Genomic DNA, 24,885 nt, shown 5'->3' on the forward strand with positions numbered 1-24,885 from the left:
ACTCCTTTTAATACCAATAGTTTATTCAAAACTTTCTTTTATTCTTCCACTTAAAAAATCATATACTATCCGATATGCAGTATAATCTTCAGCCTTTTTTATGCAATTTTCTTTTATTGAATTAATTAATCTTGGATTACTGGCTATTTTTATTAATAATTCTGTTAACTGCTCTGACTTACCAAATTCATATCCGTACCCTGTTTTTCCCTCTTCTACCAAATCATCAAAGCTTTCCCACTTAGAAGCAATAACTGGTACCCCTGCTGCATATGCATCAATTATTGTTCCTGGAATACCTTCTGTATAATATTTTGTAGGAAATAATAAAGCAAAATAGTTTTTTAAGGTATTTGTCGTTTGATTAAACGCAACACAACCACAATAATGAATATAATCCGGGAAATTCTTTTCCAAACTATTAAATTTTTCTTTATACTGATCATCAATCTGCCCATATATATCCAATGTATAACATACATATTGCATTTCTTTATTGATTTTAATCACAGAATTTATAGCATCTTCAATACCTTTTTCTCCTATAACTCTAGAAAAAGTGCATAACTGTAATGGAAATGATTCAGAAATAGTTAATTCTTTAGCTTTTAATATATACAAATCCTTACAATTTGGCATAATAGAAATATTATTAAATCCAATTTTTTGGAGCTGTTTTTTCATCGTATGCGTTTCTACATATATGCCATCAAATTTCTTTAAGCATTTTAAAAGAAAAGGCCTATTGCAAAGAATATCTGCTAACCAACCTCCAATTACTATATAGTGAATTTGCGTATTAAATAATTTTTTTCCCAAAAATAATATAGGCGAAAATAGGCGAACACCATTTTGAGCTGGAAGCATTACAATGCTATCACATTTTTTCATATTATTGAAAATATTATAAACAAGACTTAGAAATTGCCATTTTTCGCAATGGGTATCTATCTTCATCACCCTATTACTGCCAAGTTGCTTTTCCATTTCATCCGAAATAATTTTTGTTTTTATTGTTTGTCCATTTAATAGATTCTCTCCAAATGCGAAATGACCCAAAACACAAATTTTATCTTTTTTCATTTTTCAAAACATACCTTTTCTTTTTATATACACCAAAAATCATATTTCTTATAGTGTTTAAGAAACTAAAAAAGACACTTTCTTTTTCTGCTGTTCTAAATAACAGATAGTGCCATTTAATTAATTCAAAATAACTATGACTACTAATACTCCCTTTTCTTCCACGCCTATATTCGCCCAATACTTCATTTAATAAGTAACATTTTTCTTTTTTACAAATTTGCAACCACATTGCATAATCATTATTTTTTTTAATATTCGCAATTTGAATTGTCCCGATTCTATTTTGATCGTACATTACTGTTAAACATCCAGGCCAACAATAATTAAACATTCCATTTTTTGAAATGACCTCCGGTCCAGTAACAATCACATTAGTTATATTATCTTCTAAATCAATTTCTTCATAATTAGTGTATGAAAAGAAACATTTTTTTTGTAACATAAATTTAATCTGTTTTTCTAATTTTTCTGGTTTCCATTTATCATCCGAATCTAAAAAAGCAATCCATCTTCCTTTTGCATGTCTTATAGCTTTATTTCTACAAGCAGCAGCCCCTAAATTTTTTTCATTTTTTATATATTTGATTCGAGAATCATGTATTGATTCAACTATCAAATCAGTACTATCAGTCGAATAATCATCAACAATAATTAGTTCCCAATTCTGATAAGTTTGTTCAATTATTGACTGAATTGCTAAAGCAATATACTTCGCTGTATTATAAGATGGCATTATAATCGAAACCAACTCGTTCATATCTGCTTTTCTCCTCTTGCAACTTAAAATATTCTTCTTTATTCTGCCTTTATAAAAATAATTCAAACAAAATAACCGGTTTCATCAGCGCGCAATATTTTATGAATATCAGTTCTCAATTTTATTATATACTAATATATTCTTTGCACACTCTTGCCTTTCCTGATATTTTTCTTGACTAATCCTTCCCATTCTCAGTAAGTAATCGCCATAATCTTCAGCCGTTGCCATATCACCTTGCGTAATGCCCTCTTTTTTTAGAAACACTTTTTTTACCGTAGAAAAAACGACCTTAATATCCTCCAAAAAGCTTACGTTCTTAACATATTTCAAATCCCATTCAATTTTCTTATCCCACGAAATAGCATTTCTTCCATTAACTTGAGCTAACCCTGATAAACCAGGTTTTGCTGAATGCCGCTTTCTCTGTTCTTTATCCATAAAAACCATATCTCTTACAAGTTGAGGACGAGGACCAATAATAGACATTGTTCCATTTAATATATTAAATGCCTCTGGCAATTCATCTAAACTAGTTCTCCTTAGCCATTTTCCAAATTGTGTCAATCTAATATCATCAGGAAGTAAATTACCAGATTTATCTCTTTCATTAGTCATTGTTCGAAACTTATACATTTTAAATATGTTTTCTCTTCCATCTTTATCTATTAAACCCGGTCGATCTTGCGTAAATATAACTGGACTTCCTAATTTTATCTTAACTAATATTGCTATTATTAAATAAAGTGGACTAAAACATAAAATAGCACAACCAGCACAAATTATGTCCAATACTCTCTTAATATATTTTTCATAGAAGTCCAATTTTCGTGTGCAAATTGGTTCCATTTCTTCCGCTTTGTATGTAGTTTTTTTTGCCTGATTTTTCAATATTACAGTTATGGCAACTATAATAACAATTACACCAAATAATCCAACTATATTCTTCAGCACATATATCCCCTCTTTTAAATACATATCGTTTTAAAAACAAGCACGAATCACAGCAATAATCTTATCCTGCTGCTCTTCTGTCATCTTATTATCACTTGGCAGACAAAGACCTCTTGCAAAAATATCCATACCAATATCAAGCGGTTTTCCATCCACTCTACTCAGCATTCCACCAGCAATATAAGCATTTGTCTTTGCTCTACCATTTCCTTCTCTTGTTACAAAACCATTCATTCTATAAATCGGCTGCATATGCATTGGTTTCCAAATCGGACGTCCTTCCGCATTAATACTGCTGATTGCGTCCAAAATCTCTGTAGGACAGCTTTTTCCTGCTTCTGGTGTGTAAAGTACATCACACTCTCCTCTCACCTGCTTGCACATTGCTTCTTCATCAATGATCATGCAAGATAACCAGAAATTAGGTTCACTGTTATTTTCATCATATGGATTCATTTTCACAGGAAGGTTTTTGAATCCTTCTTTATATCTTTCATAAATTGCTTTCTTCTGTGAAATGTGCTCCTCCAGATGAGGGAACTGATTTCTAACTACACCAGCAATCACATTGCTCATTCTGTAGTTATAGCCAAGTTCTTCATGCTGATACCACGGTGCATTCTCTCTGGCCTGTGTAGACCATTTACGAACCTTATTTGCTGCATCTTCGCTGTCTGTAAGAAGCATTCCTCCTGAAGAACCTGTAATAATTTTATTTCCATTAAAGGAAATTGCATTATATGTACCAAATGTTCCAGTCTGTACACCTTTATAAGTTGCTCCAAGGGATTCTGCAGCATCTTCAATGATTGTTGCACCATGTTTTTCGCAGATTACTTTAATCTCATCTACTTTTCCCGGAGTTCCATAAAGATGAGCTACAACAACTACTTTTACTTCTGGGTAAATTTCAAATGCTTTCTCCAAAGCAACAGGATCCATATTCCAGGTATCATACTCTGTATCAATAAATACAGGTACACCCCCTTCATATACAACAGGATTTACAGTCGCATCAAATGTCATATCGGAACAAAATACTTTATCTCCCGGCTTTACTCCTGCAAGCTTTACTGCCATATGGAGTGCTGCAGTTCCTGCGGATAAAGCTACCGCATATTTGCAGCCAACTTTCTCACAAGCCATGCGTTCTACTTCATTAATATTTGCGCCAACAGTAGACATCCAGTTTGTCTCATATGCTTCCATAACATATTTCATACTGTCTGGATACATTGTTGGACTGCTAAGCCATACCTTTGACTCAAAAGGCTGAAAATCATTTTTGTTACTGAACATGATAACTTCCTCTTTTCCTGTTATTTATTTCCTGCTGCCTTTTCAAACAGCTTCTTATATGTCTCCCCATGCAGCTTCAGATCATCCTTCGCCGCATGATAAGTCGGTACAATCTCTTCCACATAGCTTCTTATATCCGGATCATTTCCATAAGCCACCATAGCCAAATTCTCAAGCTGATGTAAGAACACATCTGCGTCAAATGGAATTGGTTTCCCAATATGAATCAGATCATTATCCGTCTTCGTCAACCCTTCCTCTGCCATCAGCTTCTCTTCATAAAGCTTCTCCCCAGGTCTCAGTCCGGTGTATTCCACTTTAATATCCACATCCGGTGTCAGCCCTGACATCTTGATCAGGTTTCTTGCCAGTGTATCAATCTTCACCGGAGCCCCCATATCCAGGACGAAGATTTCTCCGCCTTTGGCATAGGTTCCAGCCTGGAGCACCAGACTTACCGCCTCCGGAATGGTCATAAAATAACGGATGATGTCCGGATGGGTAACCGTTACCGGACCGCCTTTGGCAATCTGTTTCTTAAACAGCGGAATAACAGATCCATTACTTCCCAGCACATTTCCGAAACGCACTGCCACAAACTCAGTCCTGTATTTTCTCTCACCATTTGCACCTGGATTTTCACAAGCCGCTGCCACCTCTGCAAGTGCTTCCTCGCTGTCTTCATAGTGGCTTCCCAGTAATGGAAGCAGATCTTCTCTTCCGGTTCTGCTGATCTTATCCATAGTCTGGATGACCATCTCACAGAGACGTTTGCTGGCTCCCATGATGTTGGTTGGATTTACAGCTTTGTCCGTACTGATCAGCACGAAGCGCTGGCAACCATTTTTCAAAGCTGCATGGGCTGTTTTATAGGTTCCCATTACATTGTTCTTGATTGCCTCGCATGGGCTTGTCTCCATAAGAGGTACATGCTTATGGGCAGCTGCATGGTAAACAATGTCTGGTTTGTATGTTTCAAATACGTTGTTGATCTTTCTGGTGTCGCGCACGGAGCCGATCAGTACCACCAGATCCAGATGTGGATATTTGGAGCGAAGCTCCTGTTCAATGTCGTAGGCATTGTTCTCATAGACATCGAAGATTACCAGTCGTTTCGGCGCGTGGGCTGCGATCTGACGGCAAAGCTCACTTCCGATGGAACCGCCACCACCAGTTACCAGAATAGTTTTTCCACTGATGTAGCGGAAAATCTCATCCATATTTACTTTAATAGGTTCTCTTCCGAGAAGGTCTTCCACTGCCACGTCTTTCATTTTGCTGAGGGACACCTCTCCGGTGACAAACTGATACACACCTGGAAGAATCTTCATTTCGCATTTGGTTTCCTTGCAGATGTTCAGGATATCTCTTCGCGCTGCTGCACTTGCGCTTGGAATTGCCAGAAGAATCTGGTCGATTTTATATTTCTTTGCGCTTGCGAGAATGTCATCACGACCGCCTACAATGGGCACACTCTCCATATAACGTCCCCATTTATTCGGGTTATCGTCAATAATACAGCAGACCTTTCCTTTCGGCTCTTTGGCGCGTTCCACGTCGCGGAGAATGATCTGTCCTGCCTGGCCGGCACCGATCAACATAATGTGATGCAGCGGACCTTCCTCTTCCTTCTGTTTCCGTGTTCTTTCCAGAAGAACAAATCGATATGAAAAGCGGATTCCTGTAATCAGGCAAAATTGAATAATGGTTCCGAAGAGATAATAGGACATTGGCATTCTCTGAATAGCAAATGTGATTCCAATTATCTGGAACAGGAATGTAAGTATAGTAGATAAGCCAATTCTTAACAGCTCACTGTAGCTTGCGAAGCGCCATACGCTGTTATAGAGGCGCAATGCCCAAAAGACAAAAACAGAGAATACTGTATACCATGGTGCAAATTTCAGATAGGCAGACAAATATTCTCCGGGTATTGCAGAGTATGTACAATCAAAGCGGAACCACAGTCCGAGAAAGTATGCGGCGTTTACGGCGATCACATCATAAATAACCAGATAAAGTGCGATTACCTGCCAATGCTCCAACTTTCTTTTTTTGCGTTCGGTTTTTTGTTTTTTCGTTGTCATTTCTTAATCATACGGACGGAGTTACCCCCCCCCAGTCCTTTCCTCCCATTTTTCATAACTTTGACCACTTACCAGATAGCTTCCTGTCTGGTGCTTCGGCGACTCCCATGATATCTTGGGGAAGTCCGGAACCCGCACCGGCGGTGGTCTGCCGAAAAGCCTGCGTCACTGGCGCAGCCTCTTTGCCCGGTTACCCGGTTTTATAGATAAGAGCGTTCGTAACGCTGCTTATTATCATTTCTCTCTTTGTTGTCAATAATTATTTTGTTCTACTTCCGCGAAAAAAACTGTCCTGGCATTTCCTGCCAAGATTTCTGGCGTCATTCAGGAAGCGGTTTCCCTGATGACCATTTTCACAGAGGAATTCATTTTCCTTCCGACGAACCTTGCCGCCGCAGATGGCACATTTGTCTTTCAGTCCGTCTGTTCTGGTTTCCAGTACCAGAATTCCTTCTGCCCAGGCTTTGTACTGCAGGTTGGTCCGAATCTTACTGCTTAAGTGAAGCGGGGAAAAATTGCCGCTTTTTACCATTACCATCCGGGTGAAATTCTGGTCGTAATCGGGGAGGACAATGATTCCTGCCTGATTCTCTTTGCAGAAGTTCAGGATCTCACGGCTGACCTGATGGGCGTAGTGCTCGGACAGGTTCTTCAGGTGCATGTAGTACTTCCGGTTTGGCTGGGGACTATTGTCTCCCACTGTGTTTGGTCTGGATTTCTGTATTCTGGTCTCCAGCAACTTGCAGCGGTGGCGGTACGCATCTCCGCCCCGGCAGGTGTGTACCGCCAGCTGATTTCCCTGCTCATCCAGAATGCAGCACACTGCGAAGGTGTCTGTGTTTGTAAAGCGGACACTGCACAGGTTCGTGCCTTCTGCCATTCGTTCTTTGGCAGTGCGGGCGTCGCTGTTCTCCTGTTTCACCGGGATATTCAGCAGGTAGCGCCTGCCCTCTTTTACCAGGGTGGGCGACATTAGCTGACCATCTTGGGGAAAGGGGCGTCCTTTCAGCTTGCAGTCTGTCCAGATCCATTTCTCACCGTTCCACAGCTTCAGGCAGATGGATCTGTCGGTGAGGTCGGAATACATTCCTTTGAAAAAAGTAACCTTGGCTTCCAGCTTCTCTGGGAATCCAGATTGAAGCTCCTGGGTGCTTTTCACTGTGGCAGATGCTTTGTTGATGGCAGCGCGTCTCAGGTAGACAGGTACTTTTCCCATTGGTAAGGGGTTGGTGGGCTGTCTGCCGTCCCGACCGGCAAGGGTCAGGAGCTCCAGGCTGCGCTGGATGTCGAAGAGGCTGCTGTTCCACAGTTCTTCATGCTGTCTCAAAAGGTGGTAGTAAAACTCCACCACGTTCTGAAAATATTCTTCTGTCCTGTCCAGCCATATAGGCTCCGGACAAACCAGGCGCATGCGCCAGGTTCGGATGCTGTATCCTGTTTTCATAGGTTTTTTCTGTGATTTTCGCTTTTCTTTTTCGTATTATTCCAGTAATGCGACGGTCATCCAGGCAGACTTTCTGCTTTCTTTCCCATCGTCGTTTTTCATTCTATCGCGAATAAGAGGGAAAGTCAACCAATTATAGTGACTATAGGCTTTTTTTGTCGAAATATACCATAATTGACTCCGAATTTACACTTTTCCCATTCATTTTTCAAAGAGATTTTTTCGATATAAAATATTTGCGTGGTCAAATAATTGGTACATAAAAATAAGGAGGCAGTTATGTGCAGAAAAGGTGAAAACATCCGCAAACGCAAGGACGGGCGCTGGGAAGCCCGTTTTATCAAATACCGGGATCCAGATGGCAGGATCCATTACGGTTCCATTTATGGCAAAACCTATGGTGAAGTAAAGGACAAGCGAAATAAAAAGATTGCTGAACTGCCGGGCTATGGACATCTGATCCGTACTCCCGGTGCCCTGGATTACCAGGCAACGTTCCAGACAGTGTCCGCCCACTGGCAACAGGACATCCGCTATACCATTAAGGACAGCACATTTTCCAATTACAAAACGATTCTGGAGAATCATCTTCTCCCGGAGTTTGGAAGCACACAGATCCGCAGAATCACCAACACCGGAATCAACCAGTTTGTTCATAAGAAAAAGAACCAGGGGCTGTCAGCCGGAACCATTCATGTTACCTTAAGCGTACTCCGCAATATCCTTGGCTACGCCGAAAAGCAGGGCATCTACACCAGTGAGCCCATCCGGTATCCCCATCTTACAGGAAAAAATCAGGAGGTTCAGATTATGAAGCTAAAGGATTATGAAAAACTAGAGAAATTCCTTACGGAAAGCATCGATGAGTTCTGTTTCGGGCTGCTGCTTTGTATGCATACCGGCATCCGTGTGGGGGAGCTGGCCGGGCTCCGCTGTGGGGATATTGATTTTTCCCAGCGCAAGATACGCATACAGAGGACCGTGATCCGCATTAAGAATCTGGATCAGATTCCAGATCCGATTACAGGCAAAGTCCCAAAAACCTGTCTGTATATCGGGGCTCCGAAAACGGAGCATTCCAACCGGGAAATCCCCCTGCCGGACAAGCTGCTTTTTTATGCAAAGCGGTTTTGTAAGGATAATTCTTCTTATATATTGTCTGGCACCAGCAAGTGCATGGAGCCACGGGTGATCCAGCGCAGATATGCTACATTGCTAAAGAAGTGCGGGATTCCGCCGATCAAAATCCACGCCCTGCGCCATCAATTCTCCTGCCGCTGGGTGGAGCACGGATTTGACACCAAGTCGCTGTCTGAGATTCTGGGGCACACCTCTGTGCGCACCACTCTGGATCTGTATGTGCACATCCAAGCAGAGACTAAGCGGCAGTATATGAATCAGATGATGGGGCAGGTAATATAGAACTCATAGCAAAATCTTAAAATTCAATATGGTACAACGGGATAAAGGCAGCCATTCAGAGCGCGACGATACGACGCTTTTCGGATGGCTGTCTTTTTTTCGTGCAAAAATAAGGGGTCTGTTTACATGGTCAGTAGTCCAATCTGGACTTTGTTTTGGCTGATTGGCAGCACAAATACGCATTACTGGAATAATGCGACTGAGGGGTCATCTTTTTTATTTGCTTTTTTCTGTTTTATTTGAATTTTTCTGTTGTATAGATTTATAATTATTGATTTTCTTATTGTCTTTTATTTATATTCTTATTACGTTTCTTGTTGCTTTTCTTGCTGTGTTTCTTATGGATTTTCTATTTTCCTTTTTGCTTTTTATTTACAGGCTTAGTTTCACTTTTACTTTATTATTCACTCTATGTCTGACCGTTGTCCAGTTAAGCACAATTTGTACTATCGTATTGTATAAGAGAAGCCAGGATTGATCCGCAGGTCACTGATCAGTCCTGGCTTGTGGGTTATCTTATTCCAAGCTCTTCCATAAGTTTCTCGCGGTAAGCTTCATCCCTTGCAGCGCGTAGGCAATCGCTTGTTCGGTTTGCTGACAGCAAAGCATTTATGAGGGAATTCATTTTTCTCTGGGTTTCCTCTATTCCTTTTCTTCTTCCTTCACTCATCCCAATCTCACGTCCGATTTTTTCTCCAGCTGCATATATCATCTGTCCCAATCTCGTCATTGTCATCGTCTCCTAGCCATTCTCGAAATGTTTCTCTTATCTTCGAAATGTACTTTTTCTTACCTTATTTTAAATTCTTCCATAAGTTTCTTACGATAATTTTCATCCTTGCAAGCTCGTAAATATTCCGTTCCGCGGCTGGCTGATTCCAACTTTTCATATAGAGTAGCCATTTTCTTCTCGCCTGATTTTCTGCCTTCTCTTCTGCCAGCTTTTCTACCAGCCCGTTTACCTTCTATTCTTCCAATCTCTAACCCGCGGTTTTCTCCGATTTTAATTCCATCATCCATGAGCATCTGTCCTAATCTCGTCATTGTCATCGCCTCCTTGATTTCATTCAATTCTTCCCCATCCAGAAATTTGTCTGCCAGTGTATATAACATCGCCATAACTTTATCCGCCATACTATTATGTTCCTCTTTCGCCAGTAAGATTCCTTCTTTAATTTTATCCTTACGGCTGAGATCTCCACCCATTAGTGGCGTCAGACTCAGCTGGGCGTAATCGTCTTCTGTCAGTGCTTCACCTGCGGCTTTTTTCTCTTTTAAATGTGAAATAATTCCATCCGCATTTTTCTTTCCCATATACACAGGGATCACACGGTATGTATAGATGCCACAGTTTAATTCTCCCTTGGTTTTTTCGATTCCACCTGTGTAGATTACATATGTAATTACCTGTGCCTCCATGTTATGAGCAAATAAAGCATCATAGGAGTGGAACCGCCTCAGATTTTTCTTCTCAGAATTGTTCGTGGTCTGGAATTCGATATGGATATATAGGTCTTTCACCGTAGTCTTAAAGGTAAAATCCATATATAGTTCATTTATTGTCAATGCGATCAGCTCGGTAGGGCCGATCTCTTCGTAACTATAATTTATACCGAGTAATTTTAGTATATGCTCCCGGAAGTACTCTACTCCCATCTTCAGGAATGCATCTTCGTGTTTGCTGTTTGGCATGAGATTTCTCCTTTTTATTTCTGTATCGTCATCTCATGTACTTCATAAGCTTCCTCGGCGTGTTTCTCTTATTTTCTGCACATGATGGTGCAGAATTTATCTTCTGTGAAATGTGTTTTTAACCAGTAACAAATATTTAAAACTTTTCTTCTATCTTGCCTATGAGTTATTTGATTCCTAGCTCTTCCATAAGTTTCTCGCGGTAGGCTTCATCTCTTGCAGCGCGTAGGCAATCGCTTGTTCGGTTTGCTGACAGCAAAGCATTTATGAGGCAATTCATTTTTCTCTGGGTTTCTTCTATTCCTTTTCTTCGCCCAATCTCGCAACCAATTTTTTCTCCAGCCTCACGCCCCAGTCTTTCTCCCATTTCAAGGCCACGTTTTTCTCCTACTTCGCGGCCACGGCTCTCTCCATCTGCATATATCATCTGTCCCAATCTTGTCATTGTCATCACCTCCTTGATTTCATTCAATTCTTCCCCATCCAGAAATTTGTCTGCCAGTGTATATAACATCGCCATAACTTTATCCGCCATACTATTATGTTCCTCTTTCGCCAGTAAGATTCCTTCTTTAATTTTATCCTTACGGCTGAGATCTCCACCCATTAGTGGCGTCAGACTCAGCTGGGCGTAATCGTCTTCAGTCAGTGCTTCGCCTGCGGCTTTTTTCTTTTTTAAATGTGAAATAATTCCATCCGCATTTTTCTTTCCCATATACACAGGGATCACGCGGTATGTATAGATGCCGCAGTTTAGTTCTCCTTTGGTTTCTTCGATTCCACCTGTGTAAATTACATATGTAATTACTTGTGCCTCCATGTTATGGGCAAATAAGGCATCATAAGAGTGGAAACGCCTCAGATTTTTCTTCTCTGAGTTATTAGTCGTCTGGAATTCGATATGGATATATAGGTCTTTCACCGTGGTCTTAAAGGTGAAGTCCATATACAGTTCATTTATGGTCAATGCGATCAGCTCTGTGGGGCCGATCTCTTCGTAACTATAATTTATACCGAGTAATTTTAGTATATGCTCCCGGAAGTACTCTACTCCCATCTTCAGGAATGCATCTTCGTGTTTGCTGTTTGGCATGAGATTTCTCCTTTTTATTTCTGTATCGTCATCTCATGTACTTCATAAGCTTCCTCGGCGTGTTCCTCTTATTTTCTGCACATGATGGTGCAGAATTTATCTTCTGTAAAATGCAACGGTAAAATACAATTTAAAATGAGCTTAATATGCGCTCTTTGAGTTTCCCCTACTCATATTTCTATAGTATCACAATTTACTATAAAAATCATCTTAAAAGTTTATAAATTTTCCAATAGACTCTTCCATAAACTTTTCAAAAAAAGAAGCAGATCCTAGCGCATATTGAAAACTGCTCTAAAATCTGCTTCTGTTAGTATCCATTATAGAATTTATGCAACTGCTCAAATCCATTTGGTTCTGAACAGTTACCAATTTATTATACCATTCACTTACTGCTGTGTAGTGGTATCTGTAGTAGTTCCATCTGCAGCAGTAGTGCCGTCTGCAGTAGTTCCATCTGCATTAGCAGCTGTCTCTGCTGCCACTGTACCAGGCTCTGCTACGGACTGGGTAGAGGTGCTCTCTGTGCTTCCGCTGATCGGTGCATCAGCCTCTTCCTGGGTAACCACCTCACCGTTGCGGACTTTCTCCATAAGGCTCTTCGCCTTATCGACGGTATTGTAATCCGGAACCATGACATATGCTTTCTGGCTCATGGAATATGGCTTTTCAGTGGCACCGGTTCCATCTACACTGTAGGAAACGATGGTCCAGTCACCGCCATTGGTCAGCTGCTGCTGAAGGATCTGTGCGATCTCCTCATAGGTGATATTGGTACCGAAGCATCCATCCAGACTGGAAAGAATGGAGGAATAGCTGGTAAGAATCTCCGGGGAAAGTGCTTTCTTCACAACACCGCGGATAACTGCCATCTGGTTCTTACCTCTCTGGCGGTCACCTTCCTGGAATGCGTAACGCTCTCTTGCAAATACAAGGGCCTGCTCACCATTTAAGTAGTTCTCACCTTTGTTAAAATGATATCCGGTAATATTTCCAGAATTAAAGTCATAATCAGAATCGACCGTGATTCCACCAAGTGCATCAATTACTTTCACAAATCCACCGAAGTTGATTCGGAAGTAATAGTTAATGTCAATATCATAAAGCATTCCCAGAGTATCCATACACACATCAATGCCGTAAATACCGGCATGTGTCAGCTTATCCGGTACTCCATTGGAGATGGAAAGCGGTACATAGTAATCACGTGGTGTGGAAACCAGCAGGATCTCATGGGTATCGGTATTAACGGTAGCCAGAATATTCACATCGCTTCGGCTCTTGGCTGTCATCTCACCTCTGGTATCAATACCGCTGAGGTAAATGGTGTAAACCTTACCGCCATTAGCTGTGGTGATCGGCTCTACCGGAGTCTCCTCCTGGGCTGCCTGGATCTCGGTCTCCACATCTACGGTACCAACCTCTTTCACCTTGGTTCCGAAATCAGTGTAACCGTCCATATCCTCATATACGCTGAGATATGCGCTGTTCAGAAGCATGGCATTCACTTCTCCGTTCAGAAGTCCGTCTGCCAGCTCGGTAAGGCCTGCGTATTCCGTAGTCTGTACATCTGTGCCAAACTGGCTCTTCAGATGCTCTACTGCGCCGTCTGTATTCTCACGGTCCAGGGAGGACAGGATACCAAAAGTATATCCGGCAGTAGCCTCTACGGAATCTGCTGCGTCATCGCTCTTTACATAAACAGCCATCTGGGTAACCTCTGTGGTCACACCGGAAATATCGCTGATGGCTGATCTTGTCTTATTAATATAGAAACCGCCAAATCCAAGGATGGCTACCATGATCACTGCGAATATGGTTCCTCCTATAAACCGGCCTGTGTATCTGGTGTGCCATACCAGCAGCCAGATAATCGCTGCGATCACCGCAAGTACAATACCGATGATCAGCATGTAAATCGTAGGGATCATCTTGGTCATCGCCAGAAGTCCCATAAAAACAACAGAAAGCATGATAACGATGATGGTGATCACCGCACCTGGTATCCAGTCGTTTCTTCTTCTCCTTCTACTCATCTTTAAACTCCTTATCTTTTATAAAAAGTGTCTGCCACATGGTAAAATGTGGACTTTCAAGGTACTGTGCACTTGGTAAACAGTAACCTTTCAAAGCATATGCTATATTTTATACGCTGACAGCTGGAAAATCAAGCGAAATAGTGTTATAATACGAAAGATTTCTAAAAATTTTTTTATGAAAACGTTATAATTTCAAGGAGTGTACCGATTGCGGGAATATTATTGGCACATGCTCCAGGACGCGGATGGGACTATGACGGAATCAACGTATCCGGCAGAGAAATGGCGTTCCAGATTTTTTATATGGGATATGCTCTGCCCTATCTAAGGAGGAATTATCATATGACGAAACAGGATTTTCAGGCACTGACACAGAATATTGTGATTTTGGACGGAGCCACCGGCTCTAATCTGATGGCAGCCGGTATGCCCAAGGGTGTCTGCACAGAGGAATGGGTACTGGCACATAAGGATGTGATCCAGAATCTCCAGAGAGCTTATATTGAAGCCGGCAGTAATATTATCTATGCACCTACCTTTGGCGGTAATCGTGTGAATCTGACCATGCACGGTCTCCAGGACCGTATGGAAGAGATCAACCGCACTCTGGTTTCCTATTCCAGAGAGGTGGCAGATGCTGCTGACCATAAGGTGTATGTGGCCGCGGATATTACTACAAGCGGTAAGATGATGGCGCCTGCAGGTGAGATGACCTATGAGGCAGCTTTTGAGATGTATCAGGAGCAGTTAAAGATTCTGAAAGACTCCGGGGTTGACCTGATCGTTGCAGAGACCATGATTAATATAGAAGAAACCCTGGCAGCTGTGGATGCCGCTTCTACGGTCTGCGACCTTCCGATTATGTGTACCATGACTGTTGATGCAGACGGAAGCATTTTCAGCGGTGGAAATGCCATCGAAGCTGCAGTTTCCCTGGAAGCAGCCGGTGCAGACGCCGTTGGCGTAAACTGTTCTGTTGGACCGGACCAGCTGGTTTCCGTGATCCGCAATATTAAGGAGAATGTTTCCATTCCGGTTATTGCCAAGCCTAATGCAGGCATGCCTTTTATTGATGATAAGGGAAATGCGGTGTATTCCATGAAGGCAGAGGAATTCGCCACACATGTGAAGGCTCTGATAGATGCCGGAGCTGGTATCGTTGGCGGCTGCTGTGGTACCACACCGGAGTATATTAAAGCTGTGGCGAAGGTACTGGGCCGCGCCTAAAAGTGAAGCTGGCATAGCTGCTTGCGCAGACATCACCGTGCTGAAAGTTAAATATCTCTATCATAAATAACAAAAAACCGCTGTGAAATAACTGTCATTCTTTTCTATAAAAATGTTTCCGTTATTCTACAGCGGTCTTTTTATTTGTTATTTTCACTTCACTTTAATAGCCTTCTTCGGACACATCTCCTGACAGCAGAAGCACCGGATACACTTCTTATAGTCATAAACCGGGGGCTTATCTTTTCCATTCCGGAAATCCACCGCTTTGCCAGGTACCGGACAGCTGTTGACACAGATTCCACAACGGACACATTGATCTGGCTCGATGTAAGGCTTCTTCTGAAAAATATTCAGGGCCTTGGCAAGTCTGGTCCAGATATTGCTGCGGACTTTGGTTCGATCCACATTAAAGTGCGGATTTCCATACTGCTCTACCAATTCCTTCAATGAAATCGTACTACCCTTTATGATTTCAATGTTTTTTTCCTGGCAGTTTCCCAGCCCCATCTTTTCCCCGTGGTAATTGGTTGGAACCATTTCCGGCTCCAGATAGACCAGCCTGGCAAATACACTGTCCAGTGCCACCGGATCTGTAGACATAAGGATCACATTCATCGCCACCGGATCTCCAGACCCGGGACCATTCCCCTCCATTGCTGTAATTCCGTCCATAATATACAGTCTCGGTTTCACATACTGGTTCAGATCGATGAGCATACGGGCGAAGCTGTCTGCACTGGGATATCTGGTGTGGCCGATTGTTTTATTTTTTCCATAGATGAATCCATAGCTATTCTTTACCGCTCCTGTGATGCGCTCCAGGGCGTGGGTTTTCATCTTGGAGAGGGAAACGACGCAGTCTGCTTCCAGCAGTTCCTTGGGGAGGATAAATTCCTTCGCCTGGACTCCCTGTGGATTGTCCACATGTACACCTTTGGTGTAGTCGATGGCCGGAATCTGGTATTTTTCCAGATAAGTGTCCATCCCCGTTCCCTGAATAACCTGCCTCGTAGTGCCGTGTCCACAGGAATCCGCCAGCACAATATTCTGATATCCTTCTTCCCGGAGGATCCGGGCGAATGCGCCTACCACTACCGGATGAGTGATCACTGCTTTTTCTACTTCTGCTTTTTTCAGAAGATTGGGTTTTAGGAGAATTTTTTCTTCTTTATTAATAAGAGTTTCCAGACCTCCAAGCTGGTTCAGGCCCTCTTTCAGTAGATTGTATATTTTTTCTTCATTATAATCGTTGCAGGGCAATACGATTACTTTACTTTTCTTGTTCATGAGTTTACCTTTTGCAAATCTGGCGTATTTTAAACGCTACTCCAAATCTGGCACTTTCTATTTATTCTACATCTGCATGCTGTTTTCCACACGAGCTGCCCGAAGCGCTTTCCTCACTGGCAGGATACAGGCGGGTACCACAGACAGGGCATCCACGCCCATACGAAGAAAGGTCTCTGTCAGTCTGGTGTCTGCTGCCAGCTCTCCACACAGGCACACCCGGCAGTTCTGGGCATGTCCTGCCTCTATGATCATCCGGATCATTTTCAGGATTGCCGGATGATGATCATTGTATTTCTTCTGCAGCAAAGGGTTCTGCCGGTCCATGGCCAGGGTGTACTGGGTCAGGTCATTAGTTCCGATTCCAAGGAAATCCACACGTCTGGCCAGCTCTTCCCCAATCATCACAGCAGCCGGAGTCTCCATCATAATTCCGGTATGGATGTCCTTAAAAGGCACCCCCGCCGTAGTTAACTCTTCTTTTACCTCATCCACCAGTGCTTCTATCTCATCCATTTCTTCTTCCGAGCAGATCATGGGATACATCATTCCCAGGTTGCCATACCAGCTGGCACGGTAGATGGCGCGGATCTGTGTTTTGAACAGATTCTTACGATCCAGGCTGAGGCGGATTCCACGGTTTCCCATAAGGGGATTGGTCTCCTTCGGTATCTCCAGATAAGAAGCCTGTTTGTCAGCTCCAAGATCCGCGGTACGGATGATCACCAGCCGTTCCCCCATTGTCTGGGCAGCTTTCTTATACGCCTGGAAAAGTTCTTCTTCCCCTGGATAATTCTCTCTTCCAAGATACTGGAATTCGCTTCTAAGAAGGCCGATTCCCCTTGCACCATAGTAAAGGGCGCTGTTCAGGTCGTCCAGGTTGCCGATATTGGCATAAATTCCCACTTCATGGCCATCCTGTGTCACGTCTGCCTCATCTCGCAGCTTCAGAAGAGCTTCCCGTTCTACCAGGTCTGCTTTCCGGCGAATTTCATACTCTTTTCGCACTTCCCCATCCGGTTCCAGGTAAAAAGTGCCGGTATATCCGTCGATAATGGCCATGCTGTCTTCCAATTCCTCTTCTGTCTGTGGAATCCCGATACCGGTAACACAGGGAATGTCCATGTTTTTCGCCAGGATTGCTGCATGGGAGGTAGCCGAGCCGCTTCTGGTAACAATTCCAAGAAGCTTCTCCTTGTCCATTTCCATCAGTTCCGCCGGGGACAGGGTATCTGCCGCCAGAATCACCGGCTCTTCCCCAAGGTCGATCCGGTTCTCATCCTCTCCCAGGATTTCCAGAAGCAGGCCGGATACGCGGCTTACATTGCGGATCCGTTCTTTTATGGAAGGATCTGTCAGGCTGGAAAAAGTGCTTTGCAGCTCGTCTCTGGTAGTCTGCACCGCATAGGCGGCTGTCACCTTTTCCCCTGTGATCATGCTCTCCACTGCCCTAAGGAAGCTGCCCGAGCCAAGGAGCTGTGCCTGTTCCAGGATCTTAGGGTCAGACATCCCGTCATACTCTTCCTTCAAAGTCTGCATCACATGCCGCCTTGCCACATCGAAGCTGCGCAATTCCTTCTTCACATCATCTGCCTGATGCTGGCGCACCTGGTATTCTCCCTTCCGGTAAAACCGTATTTTTCCAATAGCAATTCCGGCAAATGCAGAAGAACCTTTATATATTTCCATTTTGTCTCTCCTCGTTATTCGTCACTTAGTCAGGTATCTCTTCTCTTTATCATATTGTTCCTATTTTACCACAAGCCCTCACTATTTACCATATTAACAAATGAAAACAAAAAGAGCCAGCAAAGAAAATTCCCATTTCCCCAGGAAAGATTTTCTCTATGCAGGCTCTTCTTAAATTCTCACTTTAATAACAGTGATTCACTCACTTAATCGCAGGCAACCTTGAACTCTGTCCAGTTCTTGTTATACTGCTCTTCTGCCTCAGTGCTTACATTCTGGATGATCTCGCCCTTTGTCACGCTGTCCGGGACTACCAGATTCTCATCTACCAACTCATCAGCTGCCTTATTGGTGCTGTAGTACCCAATGTAGTTAGTGCACTGTGCAGCAATCTCCGGTCTTAAGATGTAATCTACAAACTGGTAAGCTGCATCTGCATTTGGTGCATCACTTGGAATAAACATACCCATTACACCGAAGCCAAGTCCCTCTTCCGGATATACCACATTCAGATCCGGGTTCTCAGCCAGAGCTGCCGTTACCTGGGAAGTATAAAGGAATGCTACGGATGCCTCTCCATTGAGCAATGCATTCTGGGTGTTGTCATCCTGGATCATACGCACATTCGGAGCCAGCTCTACAAGCTTGTCACCAGCTTCCTTGATCACATCTACATCTTCCTCATTCATGCTTTTTCCCATGGTGAGAAGTGTGATTCCGTTAATAACACGGTAGTTGGCAATCAGTGCCACACTGTCTTCCAGGGACGGATCCCACAGATCTGCGTAACCCTTGATATCAATGTCAACCTCATCCGGATCATATACGATCAGCGGAATACCGGCACCGTATGGTACGGTATACTCGTCATTCTCATCATAGAACTGTCCCTGGTAAAGAGGATTGATATTTTCCCAGTTGGAAATCTTGTCTTTGTCAAGCTTGGTGGCAAGACCTTCCTGCACGATTTTCTCAAGGATGTAATCATCTGCGATTACCACATCATAATCACCGCCCTTTGCCATGGAAACCTTCTCCAGCATGGTCTCGTCTGTGTCAAAGTTGGAATATACGATCTTGCATCCGGTCTCTTCTTCGAAACCGTCCAGAACTTCCTGTGGAAACATTCCTTCCCATGTATAGAGGACAAGCTCGGAATCAGCTGCATATACAGGTGCCACACTGCCGCAGATGGATGCGGCTGCAAGAATTACTGCCAGTAACTTTTTCTTCATAATCAATCTCCCTTCTGTTCTACGAAAGCCAAAGATTGCAAAAGTGCCAAAGGCACGGAGCAATTCACTTGACTTTCATTCATGATGATGTTTGCATAAGCAGACATATCCGACTACTCCGCCTTGATCTTCGTCCAGAGCTCTGCATATTTCTGCTTGATCTTCGGCTCCTGATAGCGGAAGATCTCACTGTTCGGATTTTCGAAATCCGGGATATAGGAGGAAATGCCCTCATAATCTCCGGTGATCATGGTTTCGTAAACACTCTTTACAGGAGAAGTATACCCTACTTCTTCTGTGTTGGAAAGAGCAGATTCTTCTTCCAGCATAAAATTAATAAATTCATGGGCCAGTTCTACTTCATTACAATCTCTTGTAATGACCATTGCATCATACCAGTTATTGGTTCCCTGGTCAGGTGTGAAGTAATCCATATTAGGATTTTCGCTGATAATATAGGAAGCGTCTCCGGAATAAACAACTGCCATAGCCTTATTTCCGGAAATCATATTATCGATCACATCATCTCCTGCGTAAATCGGATCCATGGTATTTCTCTGGTCAATGAGCCACTGGTATGCCTCCTGGATCTGGTTCTCATCTGTGGTGTTCATGGAATATCCAAGGGCTTTCAATGCGATCATAAAGGAATCTCTCTCGGAATCATACATATAAATATTTCCTTTATATTTGGTATCGCACAGAAGATCCCAGCCTTCCTGAAGGTCCGCAGGATCCACCACAGTGGTATCATACAGAATACCAACGGTACCCCAGAAATACGGACAGGAATAACGGTTGCCCGGATCGTAACTCTTGTTCATGACCTCATCCATCAGATTGTCTTTATTCGGGATCAGATCCCAGTCAATATGCTGAAGATAATCCTCTTTGATCAGACGCTCGATCATATAATCGGAAGGCACCAGCACATCATAGGATTCACCGCCAGAAAGCTTGGTATACATCATTTCATTGGATTCGAAAGTTTCGTAAACCACTGTACAGTTGTATTCCTGTTCAAACTGTGTAAGCAGTTCCTGGTCAATATACTCTCCGGCATTATACACTTTCAGTACATGGCTTTCCGTAGCACCGCCTCCGCACTTAATCAGTCCGAAACCAAGAGCGCAAACCAGAAAAAGGGCGATCACACGCTGGATTTTTTTCGCATGCTTGCTTGCATGCTTTTCCAGAACCTTAGGAAGTACATTGGCAAAAACCATTACCAGCACAATGACTACGATTACGATGGTGGACAACGCATTGATAGTCGGATTGATTCGTTTGGTCATGTTGTAGACCACGATGGAAATATTTTTTACACCATTTCCGGATACAAAGTACGAAATTACGAAATCGTCAAAGGACATGGTAAATGCTAAAAGTGCACCAGCGAAAATTCCATCCTTTATCATAGGCACGATAACCTTGGTCAGTGCCTGGAAAGGAGTCGCTCCAAGATCCATGGCCGCATTTGCCAGGTTCGGGTCAAGGCTTCTTACCTTGGGATAAACGCTGGTGATCACATAAGGGGTGCAAAAGGAAATATGCGCCAGCAGCATGGTGAAATATCCTTTCCGGAAGCCAAGGGAGGAAAACAGAAGCATCAGTCCAATGGCCGTTACAATATCTGGATTCAGGATTGGCAGGTTGTTGATATTTAAAAGTGTTTCCTTTAACACCTTTCTGGATTTGGAAAGGCCGATAGCCGTAATGGTTCCAAGCACTGTGGAGATCACAGTTGCCAGAATGGCGATGGTCACAGATACATAAACCGCTTTGCTGACCTCTGTATTGTGAAGCAGCTCGGTGTACCATCTCATGGAAAATCCCGTAAACTTGGTCAGGGATTTGGAAGAGTTAAAGGAAAAGATCATGGTCACCAGGATGGGCAGGTAAAAGAACACCAGGCAGATGGCCACGTAAAATTTCTGGAAAAAGCTTGTTTTTTTCTGCATGATATCCCTCCTACTCTCCTTTTTCCTTGTCCATCCGCTTCATCAGGCTCATGGAGATCAAAATGATCACTGCCAGAATCATGGAAATGGCACTACCGAAGTTCCAGTCTCCCACAGAGATAAACTGGGATTCGATCAGGTTACCGATGAGCATGTACTGTCCGCCTCCCAGAAGCTTAGGGATAACGAAGGAAGAAATGGCAAGAAGGAAGACCATCATAATACCATTTACCACGCCTGGCAGGGACAGCTTCCAGATTACTTTCCAGAAGGTCTGGAAACGATTGGCTCCCAGATCGTAGGCTGCCTCGATCAGGGATTTATCCATTTTATTTAAGGATGTATGGATGGGAATGATCATAAATGGCATAAAGTTGCAGATCAGACCTACCATAACGGAAAAGTCCGTGTACATCATACTGATCGGTCCCAGTCCGATCTTTGCCAGAAGGTTGTTGATGATTCCATTATCGGACAAAAGGTTCATCCAGGCATAGGTACGAAGAAGCATATTGATCCACATGGGAATGGTTACCAGCATGATCAGAAGTCCCTGTACTTTCTCAGAGCATCTTGCAATGATCAGGGCAAGGGGATAACCAAGCACCAGACAGATAAAGGTGGTGAGAAGCCCCAGCCAGAAGGATTTCAAAATAACATTCAGATAGGTGGCTTCCAGGAATTTCACAAAGTTTCCCCAGGTGAAGGAAAGAGTCATAACTTCGTTTCCTTCTGTGGTAAACGCATACAGGACAATCAGAAACAGTGGGATCACGAGGATAACGATTGCCCAGATGAAATACGGGATAATGAGACGTTTAAACTGTTTCATTAATATGCTCCCATTCTGTACATTACATGAATGTCTTCCGGTCCGAATTTCAGTCCTACCTGGCGGCCCACTTCCGCATAATCGGTGGTCTGAACTTTATAGGTACGCAGTTCTGTCTCTACCAGGATTTCGTAATGAACTCCCTTGAAAGTAACATTTCGTACAACGCCATTGATTTTCGCCTGGGATGGCTCTACAATATCAAGATCCTCCGGACGGAGTACTACTTCAATCTCTTCGTTATCTTCGAAGCCTTTATCTACACATTCGAACTCGAATCCGTCAAACTGCACCAGGAAATCTTTGATCATAATACCTTCTATTATATTGGACTCTCCGATGAAGCCTGCTACAAATCGGTTTTCCGGCTCGTTATAAATGTCTGTCGGGGAACCGATCTGCTGGATCTCACCGTTGTTCATGACCACTACGGTATCAGACATGGAAAGGGCTTCCTCCTGGTCATGAGTGACATAGATGAAAGTGATTCCTACTTCCTGCTGGATTTTTTTCAGCTCGATCTGCATCTGTTTCCTGATTTTCGCATCCAGGGCACCAAGGGGCTCATCCAGAAGAAGAATTTTCGGTTCATTTACCAGGGCACGCGCAATGGCAACTCGCTGCTGCTGTCCACCGGAAAGCAGGGTGACATCTCTTTTTTCGAAGCCCTCAAGGCCTACCATTTTCAGCATTTTGCTGACTTTCTGGGCAATCACGTCTTTATCCATTTTTTTCAGATTCAGACCGAACCCAATGTTTTCTGCCACATTCAGATGGGGAAAAAGGGCGTACTTCTGGAAAACGGTATTGACCTCTCTTTTATATGGAGGGAGTTTGGAAATCTCGATGCCGTTAAACAGTACTTCGCCGCCGCTTGGCTCCTCGAAGCCTGCGATGATTCTAAGGGTCGTGGTCTTCCCGCAGCCACTTGGTCCCAGAAGGGTGAGAAACTCGTTCTCATAGATGTCCAGGTTGATTCCGCGAAGAACCTGCTGGTCATCAAAGTTCTTGGTGAGGTTTTTCAACTCGATGAGTTTGTTCATTTGTGTGCTCCTTTCCGTCCCTAAGCGGAAATATCAACGATATTTCCTCACGCCGTGAAAAAACCGGCTCTTATCAGGTGATTTTCTTCGCTAATTCCTGTGATCAAATTACTTATACTTCCTCTTTAACTTCTTTATAAGAGAGTAAACAAGAAGAATTACCACTGTAAAAGTCAGCATAATCGTACACAGGGCATTGATTTCCGGCGTTACACCGGTTTTTATCTGAGTGTACACCTTGATAGGCAAGGTGGACAGCCTCGGACCGTTAATAAAAATACTGATTACCACATCGTCCATGGACATGGCAAAGGCAAGCAATGAGCCAGACGCCACAGCCGGCATAATAAGCGGCAGTGTAATGTCCCAAAAGGCTCTCATGGAAGTGGCTCCAAGATCCCGGGCAGCCTCTTCCAGAGAGGGATCCATGCCCACAAGTCTTGCTTTTACTTCCATCAATATATAAGGAATGCAAAATACCGTATGCCCGATAAGCAGGGTCAGCATTCCAAAGGGCAGGTTCAGCATATAGAAAAATGCCATCAAAACCATGCCCAGGATAATTTCCGGTATCATAAGGGGCAAAATGGAGATGTACTCCAATGCGCCTTTTGTTTTCCAATGAATCCGTGACAGGCCTACCGCTCCCAATGTTCCAATAACTGCGGAAACTGCGCAGCTGGCCGCCCCAAGGATCAGGCTGTTCACAAGGGCTTCCATCATGGCACTGTCTGCGAACAGCTTCTCGTACCACTGCAGGGAAAATCCGGTGAGCCGCACCGGCAGCTTGGATTCGTTGAAAGAAAATACGATCACCACTGCCACAGGAAGATACATGAGGCAGAAGATCACGCCCAGGTATATTTTTTCCAGAAGTGTGCTTTTTTTCATCCAAGTCCCTCCACTTCACTGGCACCAGTGACTTTCCGATATAATAAGATCATTAACGTGGTGAGAATCATCATAATAACTGCCAGTGCCGCCGCAAAAGGCCAGTTATTTCCTCTGGTCATCTGATCCTGGATCAGGCTTCCGACCAGTACTACCTTATTCCCGCCCAGAATATCTGCTATAAAAAACAGTCCCATGGACGGAACAAAAGTCAGGATCACTCCTGATAAAAGTCCTGGCAAGGTCAGCTTGAAGCTTACTGTCCAGAACGCTTTCGCTTTGCTGGCGCCAAGATCCCGGGCGGCTTCTACCAGCGACCAGTCCAGTTTTTCCGCGCTGGAATACACGGACAGGATCATAAATGGCAACAGCACATAGATCATGCCGATCACAATGGCCGGATAACTGTACATGATCTTCAACGGCTTTTCGATCAGGCCAAGCTTCTTTAATACAAAGTTCAGAAGGCCTTTTTTCTGCAGGATGATGATCCAGCCGTAAAGACGGATCAGGGAATTCACCCAGAACGGGAGCATCAGAAGAAGCATGGCTTTCTTCTTGCCTCCGGCTGGCAGCTTCGCCATGAAGTAGCCGAACGGATAGCCGATCAATGTAATGCAGATAGTGCTTGTAAAGGCTAATTGGAAAGACTGGAGAAAGGTATTCAGGTATACCGGTTCCAGAATCTTCTTATAATTATCCAGCGTAAAAATCCACTGTACACCATGGACTTCTCCGGGAGTAGCAAAGCTCATTGCTACCATGTAGAGAAGTGGACAGGCGACAAACACCAGGGTAAAGATGTACAGGGGCAGGATCATCCAGATGGAGGCTCGGGTGTGCT

General features: G+C 43.5%; 20 protein-coding genes. 2 read left to right on the forward strand and 18 right to left on the reverse strand.

Annotation, left to right across the window (positions count from 1 at the left end):
- Positions 1-21 precede the first annotated feature (21 nt).
- From ACTQWB_RS08005 to ACTQWB_RS08030, 6 genes are all read right to left on the reverse strand, one after another.
- Positions 22-1,083: a glycosyltransferase gene (locus tag ACTQWB_RS08005; protein WP_441501540.1), complete on the reverse strand. Its 1,062-nt coding sequence runs from the start codon at positions 1,081-1,083 to the stop codon at positions 22-24.
- Positions 1,070-1,843, reverse strand: coding sequence for a glycosyltransferase family 2 protein (locus tag ACTQWB_RS08010; RefSeq protein WP_441501539.1), 774 nt, complete (start codon positions 1,841-1,843; stop codon positions 1,070-1,072). Before ACTQWB_RS08010 ends, ACTQWB_RS08005 begins: the two co-directional genes overlap by 14 nt.
- Positions 1,844-1,951: 108 nt before the next feature.
- The gene (locus ACTQWB_RS08015; RefSeq protein WP_441501556.1) at positions 1,952-2,692 is read right to left on the reverse strand and encodes a sugar transferase; all 741 of its coding nucleotides are present in this window, start codon (positions 2,690-2,692) and stop codon (positions 1,952-1,954) included.
- 135 nt (positions 2,693-2,827) lie between these two features.
- Positions 2,828-4,096, reverse strand: coding sequence for a DegT/DnrJ/EryC1/StrS family aminotransferase (locus ACTQWB_RS08020; protein WP_441501538.1), 1,269 nt, complete (start codon positions 4,094-4,096; stop codon positions 2,828-2,830).
- 20 nt (positions 4,097-4,116) lie between these two features.
- On the reverse strand, positions 4,117-6,183 hold the full coding sequence (locus ACTQWB_RS08025; RefSeq protein WP_441501537.1) for a polysaccharide biosynthesis protein: 2,067 nt from the start codon (positions 6,181-6,183) through the stop codon (positions 4,117-4,119).
- Positions 6,184-6,442: 259 nt separating this feature from the next.
- Positions 6,443-7,627, reverse strand: coding sequence for a zinc ribbon domain-containing protein (locus ACTQWB_RS08030; protein WP_441501536.1), 1,185 nt, complete (start codon positions 7,625-7,627; stop codon positions 6,443-6,445).
- 279 nt (positions 7,628-7,906) lie between these two features.
- On the opposite strand from ACTQWB_RS08030, the gene ACTQWB_RS08035 reads away from it, so the two are divergent.
- Entirely contained in the window at positions 7,907-9,049 is a 1,143-nt protein-coding gene (locus ACTQWB_RS08035; protein WP_441501535.1) for a tyrosine-type recombinase/integrase, read from the forward strand.
- Positions 9,050-9,560: 511 nt separating this feature from the next.
- On the opposite strand, the gene ACTQWB_RS08040 is transcribed toward ACTQWB_RS08035, so the two are convergent.
- The 4 genes from ACTQWB_RS08040 to ACTQWB_RS08055 form a co-directional block, all read right to left on the reverse strand.
- Complete coding sequence (locus tag ACTQWB_RS08040; protein WP_441501534.1) at positions 9,561-9,779, reverse strand: hypothetical protein; 219 nt, start codon at positions 9,777-9,779, stop codon at positions 9,561-9,563.
- 59 nt (positions 9,780-9,838) lie between these two features.
- A complete protein-coding gene (locus tag ACTQWB_RS08045) occupies positions 9,839-10,741 on the reverse strand; it encodes a hypothetical protein (protein WP_441501533.1) in 903 nt (300 codons plus the stop codon).
- Between the two features lie 166 nt (positions 10,742-10,907).
- Positions 10,908-11,834: a hypothetical protein gene (locus ACTQWB_RS08050; RefSeq protein WP_441501532.1), complete on the reverse strand. Its 927-nt coding sequence runs from the start codon at positions 11,832-11,834 to the stop codon at positions 10,908-10,910.
- 389 nt (positions 11,835-12,223) lie between these two features.
- Positions 12,224-13,870: an LCP family glycopolymer transferase gene (locus ACTQWB_RS08055; protein WP_441501531.1), complete on the reverse strand. Its 1,647-nt coding sequence runs from the start codon at positions 13,868-13,870 to the stop codon at positions 12,224-12,226.
- A gap of 345 nt (positions 13,871-14,215) precedes the next feature.
- On the opposite strand from ACTQWB_RS08055, the gene ACTQWB_RS08060 reads away from it, so the two are divergent.
- Entirely contained in the window at positions 14,216-15,100 is an 885-nt protein-coding gene (locus ACTQWB_RS08060) for a homocysteine S-methyltransferase family protein (protein ID WP_441501530.1), read from the forward strand.
- A gap of 153 nt (positions 15,101-15,253) precedes the next feature.
- Here the strand turns inward: ACTQWB_RS08060 and ACTQWB_RS08065 are convergent, their stop codons facing one another.
- The 8 genes from ACTQWB_RS08065 to ACTQWB_RS08100 form a co-directional block, all read right to left on the reverse strand.
- Positions 15,254-16,390 carry a DUF362 domain-containing protein gene (locus ACTQWB_RS08065; protein ID WP_441501529.1) on the reverse strand — a complete coding sequence of 379 codons (1,137 nt, stop codon included), beginning with the start codon at positions 16,388-16,390 and terminating at the stop codon, positions 15,254-15,256.
- 66 nt (positions 16,391-16,456) lie between these two features.
- The gene (gene ptsP / locus ACTQWB_RS08070) at positions 16,457-18,079 is read right to left on the reverse strand and encodes a phosphoenolpyruvate--protein phosphotransferase (RefSeq protein WP_441501528.1); all 1,623 of its coding nucleotides are present in this window, start codon (positions 18,077-18,079) and stop codon (positions 16,457-16,459) included.
- A gap of 206 nt (positions 18,080-18,285) precedes the next feature.
- Positions 18,286-19,314 carry a polyamine ABC transporter substrate-binding protein gene (locus ACTQWB_RS08075; protein ID WP_441501527.1) on the reverse strand — a complete coding sequence of 343 codons (1,029 nt, stop codon included), beginning with the start codon at positions 19,312-19,314 and terminating at the stop codon, positions 18,286-18,288.
- A 113-nt stretch (positions 19,315-19,427) separates the two neighbouring features.
- Positions 19,428-21,275 carry an extracellular solute-binding protein gene (locus ACTQWB_RS08080; protein ID WP_441501526.1) on the reverse strand — a complete coding sequence of 616 codons (1,848 nt, stop codon included), beginning with the start codon at positions 21,273-21,275 and terminating at the stop codon, positions 19,428-19,430.
- 10 nt (positions 21,276-21,285) lie between these two features.
- Entirely contained in the window at positions 21,286-22,107 is an 822-nt protein-coding gene (locus ACTQWB_RS08085) for an ABC transporter permease (protein WP_441501525.1), read from the reverse strand.
- Positions 22,107-23,150, reverse strand: a complete 1,044-nt coding sequence (potA, locus tag ACTQWB_RS08090) for a spermidine/putrescine ABC transporter ATP-binding protein (RefSeq protein WP_441501524.1) — start codon at positions 23,148-23,150, stop codon at positions 22,107-22,109. Before potA ends, ACTQWB_RS08085 begins: the two co-directional genes overlap by 1 nt.
- A gap of 108 nt (positions 23,151-23,258) precedes the next feature.
- Positions 23,259-24,041, reverse strand: coding sequence for an ABC transporter permease (locus tag ACTQWB_RS08095; RefSeq protein ID WP_441501523.1), 783 nt, complete (start codon positions 24,039-24,041; stop codon positions 23,259-23,261).
- A complete protein-coding gene (locus ACTQWB_RS08100; RefSeq protein ID WP_441501555.1) occupies positions 24,038-24,862 on the reverse strand; it encodes an ABC transporter permease in 825 nt (274 codons plus the stop codon). The genes ACTQWB_RS08095 and ACTQWB_RS08100 overlap by 4 nt, the downstream gene beginning before the upstream one ends.
- Between the last annotated feature and the right edge of the window lie 23 nt (positions 24,863-24,885).

The sequence above is a fragment of the Blautia sp. HCP3S3_H10_2 genome (assembly GCF_052122375.1).
GTDB lineage: Bacteria > Bacillota > Clostridia > Lachnospirales > Lachnospiraceae > Blautia_A.

Bases quoted from the DNA above. Each gene is read 5' to 3' on its own strand.
- ACTQWB_RS08005 (WP_441501540.1), bottom strand. From the start codon at position 1,083: ATGAAAAAAGATAAAATTTGTGTTTTGGGTCATTTCGCATTTGGAGAG.
- ACTQWB_RS08010 (WP_441501539.1), bottom strand. From the start codon at position 1,843: ATGAACGAGTTGGTTTCGATTATAATGCCATCTTATAATACAGCGAAG.
- ACTQWB_RS08015 (WP_441501556.1), bottom strand. From the start codon at position 2,692: ATGGAACCAATTTGCACACGAAAATTGGACTTCTATGAAAAATATATT.
- ACTQWB_RS08020 (WP_441501538.1), bottom strand. From the start codon at position 4,096: ATGTTCAGTAACAAAAATGATTTTCAGCCTTTTGAGTCAAAGGTATGG.
- ACTQWB_RS08025 (WP_441501537.1), bottom strand. From the start codon at position 6,183: ATGACAACGAAAAAACAAAAAACCGAACGCAAAAAAAGAAAGTTGGAG.
- ACTQWB_RS08030 (WP_441501536.1), bottom strand. From the start codon at position 7,627: ATGAAAACAGGATACAGCATCCGAACCTGGCGCATGCGCCTGGTTTGT.
- ACTQWB_RS08035 (WP_441501535.1), top strand. From the start codon at position 7,907: ATGTGCAGAAAAGGTGAAAACATCCGCAAACGCAAGGACGGGCGCTGG.
- ACTQWB_RS08040 (WP_441501534.1), bottom strand. From the start codon at position 9,779: ATGACGAGATTGGGACAGATGATATATGCAGCTGGAGAAAAAATCGGA.
- ACTQWB_RS08045 (WP_441501533.1), bottom strand. From the start codon at position 10,741: ATGCCAAACAGCAAACACGAAGATGCATTCCTGAAGATGGGAGTAGAG.
- ACTQWB_RS08050 (WP_441501532.1), bottom strand. From the start codon at position 11,834: ATGCCAAACAGCAAACACGAAGATGCATTCCTGAAGATGGGAGTAGAG.
- ACTQWB_RS08055 (WP_441501531.1), bottom strand. From the start codon at position 13,870: ATGAGTAGAAGGAGAAGAAGAAACGACTGGATACCAGGTGCGGTGATC.
- ACTQWB_RS08060 (WP_441501530.1), top strand. From the start codon at position 14,216: ATGACGAAACAGGATTTTCAGGCACTGACACAGAATATTGTGATTTTG.
- ACTQWB_RS08065 (WP_441501529.1), bottom strand. From the start codon at position 16,390: ATGAACAAGAAAAGTAAAGTAATCGTATTGCCCTGCAACGATTATAAT.
- ptsP (WP_441501528.1), bottom strand. From the start codon at position 18,079: ATGGAAATATATAAAGGTTCTTCTGCATTTGCCGGAATTGCTATTGGA.
- ACTQWB_RS08075 (WP_441501527.1), bottom strand. From the start codon at position 19,314: ATGAAGAAAAAGTTACTGGCAGTAATTCTTGCAGCCGCATCCATCTGC.
- ACTQWB_RS08080 (WP_441501526.1), bottom strand. From the start codon at position 21,275: ATGCAGAAAAAAACAAGCTTTTTCCAGAAATTTTACGTGGCCATCTGC.
- ACTQWB_RS08085 (WP_441501525.1), bottom strand. From the start codon at position 22,107: ATGAAACAGTTTAAACGTCTCATTATCCCGTATTTCATCTGGGCAATC.
- potA (WP_441501524.1), bottom strand. From the start codon at position 23,150: ATGAACAAACTCATCGAGTTGAAAAACCTCACCAAGAACTTTGATGAC.
- ACTQWB_RS08095 (WP_441501523.1), bottom strand. From the start codon at position 24,041: ATGAAAAAAAGCACACTTCTGGAAAAAATATACCTGGGCGTGATCTTC.
- ACTQWB_RS08100 (WP_441501555.1), bottom strand. From the start codon at position 24,862: ATGATCCTGCCCCTGTACATCTTTACCCTGGTGTTTGTCGCCTGTCCA.